The 13,910-nt window shown below is 72.0% G+C and carries 11 protein-coding genes; 5 read left to right on the forward strand and 6 right to left on the reverse strand.

What is annotated here, in order from left to right; translation table 11 throughout:
• The 4 genes from O1G22_RS05020 to O1G22_RS05035 form a co-directional block, all read right to left on the reverse strand.
• Positions 1-903, reverse strand: coding sequence for a carbohydrate ABC transporter permease (locus tag O1G22_RS05020; RefSeq protein ID WP_270080171.1), 903 nt, complete (start codon positions 901-903; stop codon positions 1-3).
• Positions 900-1,811, reverse strand: a complete 912-nt coding sequence (locus O1G22_RS05025; protein WP_270080172.1) for a carbohydrate ABC transporter permease — start codon at positions 1,809-1,811, stop codon at positions 900-902. Before O1G22_RS05025 ends, O1G22_RS05020 begins: the two co-directional genes overlap by 4 nt.
• A gap of 117 nt (positions 1,812-1,928) precedes the next feature.
• Complete coding sequence (locus tag O1G22_RS05030; protein ID WP_270080173.1) at positions 1,929-3,257, reverse strand: extracellular solute-binding protein; 1,329 nt, start codon at positions 3,255-3,257, stop codon at positions 1,929-1,931.
• Positions 3,258-3,531: 274 nt separating this feature from the next.
• On the reverse strand, positions 3,532-4,686 hold the full coding sequence (locus tag O1G22_RS05035; protein WP_270080174.1) for an ROK family transcriptional regulator: 1,155 nt from the start codon (positions 4,684-4,686) through the stop codon (positions 3,532-3,534).
• Positions 4,687-4,901: 215 nt separating this feature from the next.
• Here O1G22_RS05035 and O1G22_RS05040 point away from each other — a divergent pair, with 215 nt between their 5' ends.
• From O1G22_RS05040 to O1G22_RS05060, 5 genes are all read left to right on the forward strand, one after another.
• The gene (locus tag O1G22_RS05040; protein ID WP_270080175.1) at positions 4,902-5,801 is read left to right on the forward strand and encodes an N-acetylglucosamine kinase; all 900 of its coding nucleotides are present in this window, start codon (positions 4,902-4,904) and stop codon (positions 5,799-5,801) included.
• A 246-nt stretch (positions 5,802-6,047) separates the two neighbouring features.
• Positions 6,048-7,955, forward strand: coding sequence for a phosphatase PAP2 family protein (locus O1G22_RS05045; protein ID WP_270080176.1), 1,908 nt, complete (start codon positions 6,048-6,050; stop codon positions 7,953-7,955).
• Positions 7,956-8,047: 92 nt separating this feature from the next.
• Entirely contained in the window at positions 8,048-10,090 is a 2,043-nt protein-coding gene (locus O1G22_RS05050) for a phospholipid carrier-dependent glycosyltransferase (protein ID WP_270080177.1), read from the forward strand.
• 78 nt (positions 10,091-10,168) lie between these two features.
• On the forward strand, positions 10,169-11,086 hold the full coding sequence (locus O1G22_RS05055; protein ID WP_270086333.1) for a MurR/RpiR family transcriptional regulator: 918 nt from the start codon (positions 10,169-10,171) through the stop codon (positions 11,084-11,086).
• 407 nt (positions 11,087-11,493) lie between these two features.
• Positions 11,494-11,874: a hypothetical protein gene (locus tag O1G22_RS05060; RefSeq protein ID WP_270080178.1), complete on the forward strand. Its 381-nt coding sequence runs from the start codon at positions 11,494-11,496 to the stop codon at positions 11,872-11,874.
• Between the two features lie 55 nt (positions 11,875-11,929).
• On the opposite strand, the gene O1G22_RS05065 is transcribed toward O1G22_RS05060, so the two are convergent.
• Both O1G22_RS05065 and O1G22_RS05070 read right to left on the reverse strand, forming a co-directional pair.
• A complete protein-coding gene (locus O1G22_RS05065) occupies positions 11,930-12,649 on the reverse strand; it encodes a peptidoglycan-binding domain-containing protein (protein WP_270080179.1) in 720 nt (239 codons plus the stop codon).
• A 282-nt stretch (positions 12,650-12,931) separates the two neighbouring features.
• The gene (locus O1G22_RS05070) at positions 12,932-13,786 is read right to left on the reverse strand and encodes an ATP-grasp domain-containing protein (RefSeq protein ID WP_270086334.1); all 855 of its coding nucleotides are present in this window, start codon (positions 13,784-13,786) and stop codon (positions 12,932-12,934) included.
• Between the last annotated feature and the right edge of the window lie 124 nt (positions 13,787-13,910).

Below are 13,910 nucleotides of genomic sequence, written 5' to 3' on the forward strand. Positions count from 1 at the left end.
TCAGTCCTTCAGTCCGGCATTGATGTCGGCGCCCATGACGTAGCGCTGGAAGACCAGGAAGATGACGATCAGCGGGATCATGGAGATGACCGATGCGCCGAGCAGTACCGACCAGTTGATGTTCTGCGCACCGACGATGCTCTGGATGCCGATCTGCACGGTGAACTTGTTGGGGTCGTTGAGCATCAGAAGCGGCCAGATGTAGTCGTTCCACCGCCACTGGAAGGACAGGATGGCGAGGGTCAGCATGATGGGCCGGGAGAGCGGCACCATGATCCGCGCGAAGATCGACAGTTCGCGGGCGCCGTCGATGCGTGCGGCTTCGACGAGTTCGTCGGGAACCGTCAGGAAGAACTGGCGGAACATGAAGCATCCGGTCGCGGTGAGTACGGCCGGGAGGATGATGCCGGTGAAGGAGTTGTAGAGGCCGAGGTTGCGGACCACGAGGAACTCCGGGGCGAGCATGACCTCGGACGGCAGCATCGTGGTGGCCAGGATGCAGATGAAGAAGACCTTGAGCCACTTGTTGTCGTACTTCGCCAGCGCGTACCCGGTGCAGCAGCTGGCTCCCACCGTGAGGATCGTCGTGATCACGCACACGAGGGCCGTGTTGATGAAGTACTGGGAGAAGTTGGCGCTGCGCCACGCCGTCAGGTATCCCGACAGGGTGGGGTGGTGCGGAACCAGCGTCAGCGGGTAGGAGAACAGATCCCCGGCCGGTTTGAGGGAGCTGAGGATGAACCACAGCACCGGCAACCCGTAGAGGCACGCCAGGATCCACAGCAGTGTCGTGGCGGGTACCGCCCGCCGGAGCCCACCGCCGCCCGCGCTGCGGGGCCGCTTCTTGGAGACGGACCGTCCGGGATCGGCGTCGACCGGGCGTGCCATGTCTGTGGTTGTCATCGGTTCTCCACCCGCCGGTTGACGATCAGCTGGATGATCGCGACGGCCATCAGGATGAGCATGAGCACGAATGACGCGGCGCTCGCGTAGCCGATCTGGCCCCGCTGGAAGCCGGTCTGATAGATGTACTGGACAAGCAGGTTGTTCGACGTTCCGGGTCCGCCGTTGTTGAGGGAGACGAACAGCGGGTATTCCTTCATCGCGTTGATCGTGTTGAGCAGGATGACGATGAACGAGGTGGGCGCGATGCTCGGCAGCGTGATGCTGATGAACTGGCGCCACGGTCCGGCGCCGTCGAGCGCGGCCGCCTCGTAGTACGACACCGGTACGTTCTTGATCGCCGCGATGAACAGCAGCATCGAGAAGCCCGTCCAGGCCCAGGATGCCGCCATCACCACCACCAGCAACGACAGGTCCGCGTTCGACTGCCACGGAATCGCGTGCCCGCCGAACTTCTCGACGACGTAGTTGACCAGTCCGAAGTTCTCGCCGAACAGCCACCGCCACAGGACACCCACGACGATGGGCGACAGAAGCCACGGGATGAAGAAGACGACGCGGGCGACCGACGTGCCCTTGGCGTGCTTGCTCACCAGCATGTTGGCGATGAGCAGCGAGAGTGCGAAGTTCAGCGGAACGAAGAGGACGGTGTACAGCAGCGTCCGGGTCAGCGCGTCGTAGAAGGAGGAGTCCCCGAACAGGTTGCTGTAGTTGTCCAGTCCGACGAACTGGAACGCCCCCACGCCCGTGTAGTTCGTGAAGGAGTAGACGAGCCCGATCACCGCCGGCCACACGAAGAACAGCGCGAAGAGCACGACATTGGCCGCGATGAGGACGAGCGGCGCGATCGTGTAGCTGCGGCGTCTCCTGGGCGGGCTCGCGGACACGTCCGAGGCGCGTTTTGTCATCTTCCTGACTCCGTGCTGGTGGAATGGGTTCCTGTGGGCTCACGCCATGAGCCCGGCGTCACGTGGGCGAGCAGGGCCGGGCGGCGGTGTCTCGACCCCGCCGCCCGGCCCTGTGGTCTACGATCCGCCGCCGACCTGCTGGTTGTAGCCGGCCACGATGTTCTCCAGGGCCTTGTCGGCCGACTGCTGGCCGTTGATCGCCTTGCCGAGCTCCGTCTTGGTCGGGTCGGTGGTGAGGCTCTTGCCCTTCAGCACCCAGTTCGTCTGCGCGGTGTTGAAGTACCCGGAGATCGGGGCGTAGAGCGGGATCTCCTGGTTGTACAGCTTGAACGCCGCCTGCGCCGCCTCGGAGGTGAAGGGGTACTTCGGGTTCAGGCCGCTCTCGACCGGGAGGAACCCGGAGGACTCGACCAGCTCGGTGTACTGCTTCGGCTCGTACACCCAGGCCAGGAACTTCTGCGCGGCGGTGGCCGCGGCGCCGTTGTTGTTGAACCCGACCATCATGCCGCCGCTGTTGACGTCGCTCGCCTGGACCGGCTCGGCGGGAGTCGGGACGCTCGCCCAGTCGAACTTCTTGATGCTCTCCGCGAAGGCGGGAACCTGCCACACGCCGGACCAGTAGGCGACCACGTCACCGCTCTGGAACATGGCCGACGGGTCGGCGCCGCTGGTCCACACCGACTTCGGCATGGTCTTGTCGTCGTTCAGTCCGACGAAGTAGTTCACGGCCTTCTTGGTCGCGTCGTCCACCGAGAACGTGCCGGAGGAGTCCGCGTGGACGTACTGCCCGCCCATCTCGTACACCATGGCGCGGAGCCGGGACGGCGACTGGTCGAACGTCAGGGAGTACTTGGCGCCGGTCTTCTCCCGGACCGTGTTCGCCGCCTTGATGAAGTCGGTCCAGGTCCAGGTCTTCTGGGGCGAGGTCGGGAAGGAGACGCCGGCCTTCTTGAACAGGGTCTCGTTGATGTACAGGCCGGACGCGGTGACGTCCGAGGGGATGGACAGCACCTTCCCGGACGAGTCCTTGGCGAGGAAGTTGCCGTTGATGTTGTTGCTCTTGTTGTTGGCGATGGAGCTGAGGTCGAGCAGCTTGTTCGACCAGATCGGGTCCAGCGCGGGCACGTCCGCCACGTCCGGCAGAGCGTTCGCCTGAGCGGCGTTGTGGAGCTTCGCCGGGTAGCCGTCGTAGGGGATGTTGACGAGCTTGACGTCGACGCCGGTTTCCTTCTTGTACTGCGCCACCAGCTTCTTCCAGCCCGCGTCCTGCCCCGGAACCGTGGAGATCCAGAACGTCAGCGACTTGGAGGTCCCGCCCGAGCCGGACCCCGACCCGCAGGCGGAGAGCAGAAGGGCACCTGCCGCGGCCACGGCAGCGAGGGGAACCACGCGACGTATGCCGCCGCGGCCGAGTCGGCGGGAGCGCCGCACACCCACACTGGTCATCTTCGATCCCTTTTCGTCGTAGGGGGACGGAGCACGGCGCCGACCGAGGCGGCACGGGTGCATTTTGCAGGAAATTTCGCTTTCCGGGGGCGCGGCCTCGCCCGGCCGCGTCGTCTTCGCGGGTGGGATCCCCGGCCATGAGGGCCGTCGTCGCACAAGCACGCCCTCGTGCGGCTGCCGTACTTCGCGTACGGGCGGGACGCCAACCCAAGCCGGTGTCCCGCCCGGCTTAGAAAGCGCTTGTCCGGACATTGGCAGAGCGAGCCGGAAGCCGTCAATGCCTCCATCGCGCGGGCTCGGTCACGGTTCGGACACCTCGGGCCACCGCGAGCCGGGCCGCGCCCACCACGGTGCCGAGATCGCCGACCGTGCTGCTGACCACCTCGGTGGGCCAGCTCAGCCGGGCCAGCTCGGCCCGCACCCCGGGCAGGAGCTGCGGGTCCGCGCCGGTGCTGCCACCGAGCACGATCAGCCCCGGGTCCAGTACGGCGGCCACGGCGGCGGCCAGCCGGCCCACGTCGGCGGCGTGGGCGTCGACCACGGCACGGGCCGGTCCCTGCCCGCCGCCGGCCAGCGCGAACAGGCGCTCGGTGGTCTGCGGGCACGGACCGTTCGCGTCCGGTGCGTCCCGCCAGGCCTCGGCGGCGCGGCGCAGCAGGGAGCGCGCGCCCATGTACTCCTCCAGGGCCTCCAGGCGCGGCTCGCGGCCCTCGTCCCAGGGGTAGGGCAGCCGGGCCAGCTCGCCGGCCGCGCCGTTCGCCCCGCGCAGCACCTGGCCACCGACGACGATGCCGAGGCCGACGCCCACGCCGACCCGCAGATAGCCGAAGGTGCCCCGGCCCCGGGCGGCACCCTCGTGCAGCTCGGCGAGGGCGGCGCAGTTGACGTTGTTCTCCAGGTGGACCGGGACGCCCGGGGGCAGCGCGACGGCCACGGCGTCGAAGACCGGGCCCGCCTTGGCGGTCGCCGGACGCTCCCCGGAGCTCTCCGTGGCCGGTGCGCTGACGTCGCCGATCGCGACGACGATGGCCCGCAGCGGGGCCGCGGCCGGCAGCGCGTCGAGGGCTTCGGTCACCGCGTCCGCGGCCCCCGCCCGTGAGCCGGTGGCCTCGGCGAGCAGCGTGCCGTCCAGGGCGCAGCCCCGCACCCGGGTGAGGTCCGGGCCGAGATCCACGGCCAGGACCGCGCCGGCCTCCGGCCCGAGCCGGTAGACGGCGGCGGTGCGGCCGGTGCCACTGGAGGCGGTGCCGGAGTGAGCGGCGAGCCCGGCGCTCTCCAGCTCCGCGACGGCGGAGGACACCGTCGGCTTGGACAGGCGGGCCAGGCTCGCCAGTTGCGGCCGGGTCGCGCTGCCCGCCTCGGCGAGCACGGCGAAGACCGCGCTCGCGCTCTCGGTCAGCCGGGGCACAGCCACCACGTCGTGTTCCACGGTTCTCCCACTAGGTCGTCGCGAGACTCTTGACGCACTGTACTTCGTTAGTTAATTTCCTAACGAACTTCACGGTACTCGCCTGCCGTACTCCGCCAGAGGCCCGTCCCGGGGCTTCCCGACCGTTCTGCCCCCGCTTCATCCAGGCACGGTTCGCCCGCCGTCGCAGCACCACGCGCACGACAAACGACAGCGCACACGACGAAAGAGGTCCCGTGCAGGACTCCACGCCCGTCCTGGTCGGCATCGACGTGGGCGGCACCAAGACGCATCTGCGTGCCCTGGCCGGCCACACCCCGATCGCCGACCACGTCCGTTCGAGCAGCGGCTGGCGGCCGCACGATCCGGTCGCCGCCGCCGGCTGGCTGGCCCGGCTGACCGCCGAGGCCCTGCCGGCCGGCCTGCGCCCGTCGGCGCTGGCGGTGGGCGGCCACGCCTGCGAGACCCCGCGCCAGTGCGAGCAGATCCGCACCGCCCTGCATCTCCACTTCGACGCGCCCGCACTGGTGGTGGGCGACGCCGAACTCCTCGTCCCCGCCGCCGCCCTGGACAAGGGCGCCGGTCTGGTCGCCGGCACCGGCTCGGTGGCCGTGGGCCGCCGCGCCGACGGTACGCCGGTGCAGGTCGGCGGCTGGGGCGCGGTCCTCGGCGACGAGGGCGGCGCGGCTGGGCTGGTCCGCGAGGCGGTGCGCGCCTGCTGGGCCGCCCACGACCGGGGAGAGGCACCCGACACGCTGGCGGCGGCGCTCCTCGACGCGTTCGGCGTGCCCGAAGTGCCCGCGCTGGGCGCGGCGTTGGAGAGCGCCCCCGATCCGTCCGCCGCGTGGGGCCGGGCCGCCCCGGCCGTCTTCTCCGCCGCCGAGGCGGGCTCCGTGCTCGCCCGGGAGGTGATCGCCGCCGGGGGCCGCGGCCTGGCCGCGCTGATCGTCCTGCTGGAACGGCGGGGTGCGGCGGTCGACGACGTGGTGGTCGCGGGCAGCACGATCCTCGCCCAGCCACCGCTGTACGACGCCTTCGCCGGCGCGCTCGCCGCGTCCCTGCCGTCGGCCCGGCCCCGGCCGCTGCGGGTGCCGCCGGTTCAGGGGGCGGTGGCGCTCGCGCGTGCGCTGCTGTGACGCACCAACTCCCGTGCACCCGGCTGCTGTTGTGACACATCCGTGCACCGGCTGTTGGTTTCTGTGCGCCGGACTCCCCGCGTTCACCTGCCGAACAGCCGGAGATCACCCGGGTCTCCCCAGCGGGTCACACCCTCGCCCTAAATATTCATCCGTTCAACTTCTTCCCCGTTCTTCTCCACGGGATCACACAACTCGGCACAGTGCGCCGGGCTTTCCCGTGGCCCGTCCCTGAGAGGCACAGGCATGCCGTCACCCGCCGGGCACCCCTCCTCCGCGCTGAACCGGCGCGGCTTCCTCACGACCACGCTGGCCGCGTCGGCGGGGGTGCTCGCCGCCCCGGCCGTCGCCGTCTGGCTGCCGGCGGCCGACGCCAAGGCCGCGACGGCGCCGGCCGCGTTCGTGGACGACTACAGGACCAACGTCGCCGCCAACCTGACGCCCGAGACCAACGCCGTGGTCCGGGCCCTCGGCGGCTTCGCCCAGGTGTGGAAGACCGGCTCCGCCTGGAACACCGGCGCCCCGCTGCGCCCCGAGATCCTCCGCGCCGACCTGCGCTACTGCGCGACGACCACCGCCCGGCGCACCGACGCCCAGGCCAAGGAAGCCTTCGTCTACGACCGCCAGCACCAGAGTTACGCGATGATCGCCGGCCTCGGCCCGCTGGCCGGCCTGTACACGGCGGGCGCCAAGGCGGTCACCTCGATCACCGGCGCGCCCGACGGCACCCCGGCGACCACCGTCAGCGACGCCGTGCCCGCCGGCGCCCCGGCCGGCTCGGCGCTCGGCGCGGGCGCCCACGACTCCGCGCTCGGCAAGGTCGCCGAACTCGTCGACACCCTCCGCGGCCCCTACGCCTCCGGCAACCCCTCCAAGTACGCCTACCAGTACCCGCGTCCCTGGCGCCTGAACGAGAACAGCGAGGTCGTCGACACCGGGAAGACGGACGCGTTCGGGTACCCGGTCTACGACTCCCCCGTGGTCGTCGCCCCGCAGCTGCTGCGCCAGCGCGGCACCTCCCCGGCCGACGACGGCGGCTTCCCGAGCGGTCACACCAACGCCTTCCATCTGGCCGCGCTGGCCTACGCGTACGCCGTGCCGGAGCGCTTCCAGGAGCTGGTGACCCGCGCCTTCGAGCTGAGCCACACCCGGATCGTGGCCGGCATGCACCACCCGGTCGACGTCATGGGCGGCCGGATCATGGCCACCGCCCTCGCCGCGGCCACCCTCGCCGACCCGGCCAACGCCGGCCTGAAGGCCGCCGCCCGCGCCCAGGCCCTCGCCTACTTCACCGCGCAGACCGGCACCACGGCCGACACGCTGTACGCCTACGCGCACACCGGCACCGACCCGTACGCCGACCGGGACGCCAACGCGCGCGCGGTCCGGCCCCGGCTGACGTACGTCCTCACCCGGCAGGGCCGCGAGGTGCCGCTGACCGTGCCGAAGGGCGCCGAGGTGCTGCTGGAGACCCGGCTGCCGTATCTGAGCGCGGACCAGCGCCGCGAGGTGCTGCGCACCACCGGGCTGCCCTCCGGCTATGTGCTGCTCGACGGTTTCGAGCAGTGGGGCCGGCTGAACCTGTTCGCCGCGGCGGACGGTTACGGCGCCTTCGACACGGACGTCACGGTCACGCTGGACGCGGCGGCGGGCGGCTTCTCGGCGGCCGACGCCTGGCGCAACGACATCGACGGGCGCGGCGGTCTGACCAAGCGCGGCACCGGCACGCTCACGCTGACCGGCCGCAACCGGTACACCGGCGGGACCGTACTGGCCGGGGGCACGCTGGTCGCCGCCGGCGAGGACGCCCTCGGCCACGGGGACGTGCGGGTGACGGACGGCACGCTGCGGATCGACGGGCGGCTGCGGGTGCGCGGCGCCTACGCGCAGGACGCGGGCACGCTGGAGGTCACCCTGCGCGCGGGCGGCAAGGCCCCGCTGACGGCCCGTCACCTCGCGGTGCTGGGCGACTCGGCGGTGCTGTCGCTGCGCCTCGACACCGAGCGGCCGCCGGCCGCGGGCAGCACGGTGCCGGTCCTCGACGTGCCCCGGCTGCGCGGCCGGTTCGCCCGGATCGACGTGAACTCCGAGCGGCTGCGGGCCGTACCCGTGTACACGGCAGAAGGTCTGTCGGTACGACTCGTGCAGCGATGACACCCCCGGCGGCGGGAGCGGTGCGACAGTAGGGCCATGATCCGGCCCACGCACTCCCCCGCCGCCGTACGGCCGGTGCCACCGCGGGGCGGATGATGGCGCGCGCACAGCACCTGGTCCTCAGCCGAACGGCACCCGCGCGGGTGCCGGCCCGCCTGTACGCCCGGGTGCGCCGGCACCGGCGGTGGCTGGTTCCGCTTCTCGTGGCGTTGCTGCTGGCCCAGATGGCCGCGGCGATGGTGACGACGGCCGTCCGGCAGACCCCGACGATCGACGAACCGGTGTACGTCGCGACGGCCACCGACTATCTGCACGAGCACCGGATCCGGTACAACCCCGAGCATCCGCCGCTCGGCAAGCTGCTGATCGAGGCCGGGGTGGCGGTGGCCGGCCCGCACTACGACCCGTCGTATCCCGGCACGCAAGGGGACGTGGGCCGGCATCTGCTGTACGAATCGGGCAACGACCCATGGCGGCTGATGCTGTGGGCGCGGCTGCCGGTGATCGCGCTGACGCTGCTGTGCGGGCTGGTCGCCTTCGCGTTCGCCCGCGAGCTGACGGGTACGGCCGGTGGCCTGGTGGCCCTCGCCCTGTACTCCTTCTCCCCCGATCTGATCGCCCACGGTTCACTGGCCACGCTGGACATGCCGGCGGCCGGCTGCGTGCTGACCTCGACCTGGCTGGTGTGGCGGGCGCGCCGGCGCCCCGCGCTGTATCTGCCGCTCGCCGGGGCGGCGCTGGGGGCGGCCGTGGCGACCAAGATGAGCACGTTGCCGGCGGTGCCGGTGCTGATGGGGCTGGCGGTGGTGTCGGTCCTGGCGGCGGGGCGGGGGCGGGCGGCAACGCCGGCGGACGGAACGGACTCCGGCACAGGCACGGGCCGGCGGTTCGCGCACGGCGGCCGGGAGGACGACACGCCCCGACGGACGGTCCCGTCCGCCCTCGCCGGTCCCGCCGGTGGCCGTCGGCGAAGGGCCCTGTCCGCCCTCGCCGGTCCGGCCGATGGCCGTCGGCGCAAGGTCCTGTCCCTGCTCGCGGGGATGGCCGGCGGCCGTCGGTACGAGGCCCTGTCCAGTGCCGTGGGCCCGGCCGGCAGCCGTCAGCGAACGGACGAGTCCGCCGACGTCGGGCCGGCCCAGGACGGGCGGCAGCGCCGGGGCCTGGCCCCCCGCGCTGGAACGGCGGGCGGGCGGTGGCGGAGGGTGTCGGGGGCGGCCGGGGGTGCGGGCGTGGTGGGGCTGGTGGCCGTCGGCGTCGTCTGGGTCTCGTATCTGGCGGTCGATCCGCGGCTGCGGTTCTCGCCCGCCGAACCGGTCCCGGCCCTGCACGGTCTGCGCGGCCGGCTGGTCGGTCTGCTGCCGCTGCCGCCCGCGTACCGGGCCGGGATGCGGGTGCAGTTCGCGTTCGAGGACCAACCGTGGCAGGGGTATCTGTTCGGGCACCTCTACACCGGCTCGCGCTGGTACTACCTGCCCGCGGCCCTGCTGGTGAAGACACCACTCGGCCTGCTGGCCCTCGGTGCGGCCGGTGCCGTGGCACTCGTCGCGGTACGGCGGCTGCGGCCCGCGGCACCGTATCTGCTGCTGCCGCCCGGCGTCCTGATCGCAGCGGCGATGACCGGCGCGCGGGACTTCGGGACGCGGTACGCGCTGTTCGTGCCGGTGTTCCTCGCGGTGACGGCGGCCTGTGCACCGGCCGGCGCACCGTGGCCCGGCCGGCGCCGGACGGCCGCCGTGACGGCCGCGCTGGTGCTGTGGACGGCGGTGAGTTCGCTGCGGACCTACCCGTACTACCTGCCGTACGCCAACGAGGCGTTCGGCGGGCCCGCGCAGACGCACCGGCTGCTGCACGACTCCAACGTGGACTGGGGTCAGGACCTGGGCCGGCTCGCCGACCGGCTCCGGCGGGAACCTCCGGGCGAGCGGGTGTGGCTGGTGTACAAGGGCAGCGGTGTGCCGTCGTACTACGGCATCCGCGCCGCCGATCCGCGCGATGTCCCGGCCGACCGGGTACATGGTCTGCTGGCGGTGTCGGACTCGGCGGTCGCCAAGGCGCGCGGGAAGCTGGCCGAACTGATCACCTCCAGTCATCCGGTCGGCGACGTCGGTCATTCGATCAGCCTCTATCGCCGGTGAGCACGTACGCTCAACCTGCTGGTCACAACGTCCGGTGAGCTATGTTGAATGGTCGTGGCAGACAAAGGAGGCGACCGGGTGTCCTCGCCCCAGCAGGCACGCGCGCAGGCGTCAGCGATCACCTCGGGCAAGACCGTGCCCGAAGCCGAGCCCGCCCCGACCTCCCGGCTCCGGGAGCTGTTCGACGGGCCGCGTCTGTCACCGGGTCAGCGGCGCATCGCCCAGTACCTGATCGAGCACATCACCGAGGCCGCGTTCCTGTCGATCACGGAGCTGGCCGACCGGGTCGGGGTGAGCCAGCCCTCCGTCACCCGCTTCGCCGCCGCCGTCGGCTTCAGCGGCTATCCCGCGCTGCGCGAGAAGCTCCAGTCGATCGCCCTGAGCACCCTCGCGGGCGGACCCGGCGAGGAGAACCGGGCCAACGAGCTCCAGGCGGCCGTCGACGCCGAGATCGAGAACCTGGAGAACCTGCGCCGCGACTTCGCCGACCCCGACCGGATCATCCAGGTCGGCCGCGCACTGTCCCGCTCGACCCCGCTGACCGTGCTGGGCCTGCGCATCTCCGTGTCCCTCGCCGAGTACTTCGGCTACGCGGCCCGCCGGATCCACCCCGACGTACGGCTGGTCACCCGGGGCGGCAGCGTGGCCTACGACGCGCTGCTGCAGTCCCGCGAGGCCGGCGGCACCTGGGTGCTCGCCTTCGCCATGCCCCGGCACTCCCAGGAGACCCTGCACGCCGTCCAGGTGGCCCGCGGCGCCGGCCTGAAGGTCGCCCTCGTCACCGACCTCGCGCTCGGGCCGCTGGCCGACGAGGCCGACATCACCTTCACCACCGGGACCGGCTCCCGGATGGTGTTCGACTCCTACGCCGCGCCCGGTGTGCTGGCGGCCGCGCTGCTGCAGGCCATGACCGACGCCGACCCCGAGCGGACCCAGGCCCGGCTGGAGAAGTACGAGCAGCTCTCCGAGCAGCACCAGTTCTTCATGAAGGACTGACCTGTCCACGACGGACCGACGCCACGGCGGTCCGCGTCCGCGCGCCGGGCACCCGTGAAGATCCTGCACCCCCTCTCCCCCGGACAGGGATCATCCGACACAAAGCACGCATGAATGTTTTCATACGGCTTGCAAACGGGACGGCATATATAAATACTGCTCGCACCACAGCCCCGAGAAAGCCGACGGACCAGCCCATGCGTACGCACCTCACCACGCAGCGCCGGTTCCGCGTACCCGGGGCCCCTGTACGGACACCCTCAGCCGCCGTTCCCTACCCACGTCGGTGCCCGGGGTGTTCCGGGGCGCGCCATCTGCGCGACGCGCCCGTGGCGGCCCCGGCCATCCCCTAGACCGGGGCCGCCCCGCACTCGTCGACACCCTCACGACGCCGCACACCGGAAGCGATGATCATGCCCTTGACCAGCACGCGCATCAGTCCCGACTGGCCCTGTCAGGTCAAGACGCCGGGCTCGTACGACTGGGAGCGCTCGGCCGCCAAATGGCTGCGGGAGCTGATCCCCGCGCGGTACGCCAGCTACCCGGCGCTCATCCGGCACCCCGTTCTGCTCGCCCGGCACGCCCAGATCCAGGTCCAGCAGGAGGTCCGCGTGGCCCGCACCGCCCTGCAGACCGCGCGCACCGAACTGCCGATGCTGGGACTGCCCGAGTCGGTCATCGAGCACACGATCAAGATGTACGCCGCCGAGGTCATGCAGCTCCAGCACATCGCCCGCAGCGTGCGCGCGGTCAGCGAGGCCCTGGCGGTCCGTGGCCCGGGCCGCTGACGTTGGCGGCGGGCCGTCCGCTTCGTCCCTTGCCCCGGTCCGCTTCCGCCCGGTCTCAGAAACCGTCGCCAAGGGTCGTCCGTGATTCCAGCGCACGGCGCGTGTCGTTGCCGTAGACGCCGGTCTCGTCGCCCCTGATGCCGTACCAGAGCTGGAACCGGGCCACGGCCGCCGTGAGCGTGGCGTCGTAGGTGCCGTTCGTGGAGCCGTCGCGGTAGACGTCCGGGATGCGCAGCAGACGTTGCTGCAGTTCGGTGACCTCGGGGCCGGTGTCGCCCTGGCGGAGGGTGCCGGGGCCGTCGGGGTCGGTGGCGGCGGTGGGCGCGGCGGAGGCGGTGGGAGCCGCGGAGGCGGTGGGAGCCGGCGTGGTCGCGGGTGGTGCGGTCGTCGCGGGCGGGGTCGCAGGCGCGGCCGCGGAGGACTTCAGGCCGTCGGACAGCAGCATCGCGCAGCCGAAACCGACGAGCGCGGCCACCGCGATGGCCCCGGCGAGGACGGCCCGGCGCAGACCGGGGGCTCGGCGCGGGACGCCCGGGGTGGAGCCGGCCGGCGGCACGGGTGGCAGCTCCTGTGTGTCCTCCTCGGTGGTGTGCGCCGTTCGCTCCAGTGCCGGGCGCGGTCCGGGCTTCGTGGTGACGGGCTCGTACGCCACCGGGTCCGGCCGGATCTCCCGCATCAGCTCGGCGAGGGCGTCGAAGCGGCGAGGCCGCAGCACTCGTACGGGTTCCAGGACCGGTCCGTGATGCGGGCGTTCAGGATCGGGCGGTGTCGACACCAGGCTCTCCTTCCGTCCCCGAGCACTGATACGGCCGGGACAGCGGCCCCGTTCAGACCGCCGGGCCCGACCCGGGCCCTCACCTCCACGGCCGACGCTCACCGGGCGAAGTGGGCGCACATCGGCGGGCACGGTGGCCATACGCAGTGGCTCACCGTGACCTGGAGGCGGGCGGTCGTTGCGGTGACGTCCGCGCCGGGCACACTCCCCTCGGCGGCCACCGGATCGACGCTGCCCTTCGGCGACCTCACGGGCCCGGCGGGGACGACCCGCGGGTGACGGTCAGGCCGGGTTGAGGGCGGCGCCGTGCGCGAAGCGGCTCAGGGACGCCGTGAACGCGGTGACGAAGGCGTCCCTGGCCTCCTCCGCCAGCGCCTCCAGGGACAGATAGGGGTTCAGGTCCTCCAGTTCGACCAGCAGCAGGCCGCCGTCGCGGGTGCGGCAGGCGTCCACCCGCTGGATGCCGTGGCCGAGGTCGTTCCAGTCGATGAAGCGCCGGGCGAACTCCAGATCGGCGGCGGTCGCGGCGTGGGGCCGCAGCTCCCAGCGGCGCTCCGGGTCGGGCGCGTACAAGGCGTACTGGAAGTCGTCGTCGACGAAGTAGAAGGACACCTCGTGGACGAAGTCGACGCAGGGCTGGATCAGCACCTCGCCGCCGGCCGCCGTGACGGCTGCCGCGACCTGTCCGGCGGGCACGATCCGCAGGCCGACGGAGTCCGCGCCGAGCTTCGGCTTGACGACGTACCGCTCGGCGGACGGCAGCCGGTGCAGCTCCTCGGCGCTGCCGACCGTGGGTATGACGGGGAAGCCGGCGGCGCTCAGGTCGAGCAGATACTGCTTGCCCGCCATGTCTGCCTTGCCGGTGAGCGGGTTGTACACCCGGGCGCCGGTGGCGAGCGCCTGTGCACGGAAGGCGTCGTAGGCGCTCTGGTGACCCAGGACGGGCCCGCTGTTGCGGACGACCACGGCGTCGAAGCCGTCCATCAGCGCGCCCGCGTCCAGCGGGTGGCACAGGGCGAGGTCGAAGCGGGCACGCAGCCGGGAGGTGAGGAAGATGTCCTCGTCGCAGTAGCGGCGCCCGCGGGCCCGGTACGCCAGGTCGGTGACGTAGAGCAGACGGGGGCGGGCTGCGGACATGCGGGATCTCCTCGGACGGGCCGGCGTGGGAACGGCCGGTGCCCCGCCGCCGCAGAGGGTGCCTGCCGACGCGGGCCGGTCCCGGCACGGTGGAGAAAGGTTACGTCGCAGGCTGCGGGCGGTG

Origin of the sequence: Streptomyces camelliae, assembly GCF_027625935.1 — a bacterium.
Taxonomy (GTDB): domain Bacteria; phylum Actinomycetota; class Actinomycetes; order Streptomycetales; family Streptomycetaceae; genus Streptomyces; species Streptomyces camelliae.

Excerpts from the sequence above, each read along its gene's own strand:
- O1G22_RS05020 (WP_270080171.1), bottom strand. The coding sequence starts at position 903 with ATGACAACCACAGACATGGCACGCCCGGTCGACGCCGATCCCGGACGG.
- O1G22_RS05025 (WP_270080172.1), bottom strand. The coding sequence starts at position 1,811 with ATGACAAAACGCGCCTCGGACGTGTCCGCGAGCCCGCCCAGGAGACGC.
- O1G22_RS05030 (WP_270080173.1), bottom strand. The coding sequence starts at position 3,257 with ATGACCAGTGTGGGTGTGCGGCGCTCCCGCCGACTCGGCCGCGGCGGC.
- O1G22_RS05045 (WP_270080176.1), top strand. The coding sequence starts at position 6,048 with ATGCCGTCACCCGCCGGGCACCCCTCCTCCGCGCTGAACCGGCGCGGC.
- O1G22_RS05050 (WP_270080177.1), top strand. The coding sequence starts at position 8,048 with ATGATGGCGCGCGCACAGCACCTGGTCCTCAGCCGAACGGCACCCGCG.
- O1G22_RS05060 (WP_270080178.1), top strand. The coding sequence starts at position 11,494 with ATGATCATGCCCTTGACCAGCACGCGCATCAGTCCCGACTGGCCCTGT.
- O1G22_RS05070 (WP_270086334.1), bottom strand. The coding sequence starts at position 13,786 with ATGTCCGCAGCCCGCCCCCGTCTGCTCTACGTCACCGACCTGGCGTAC.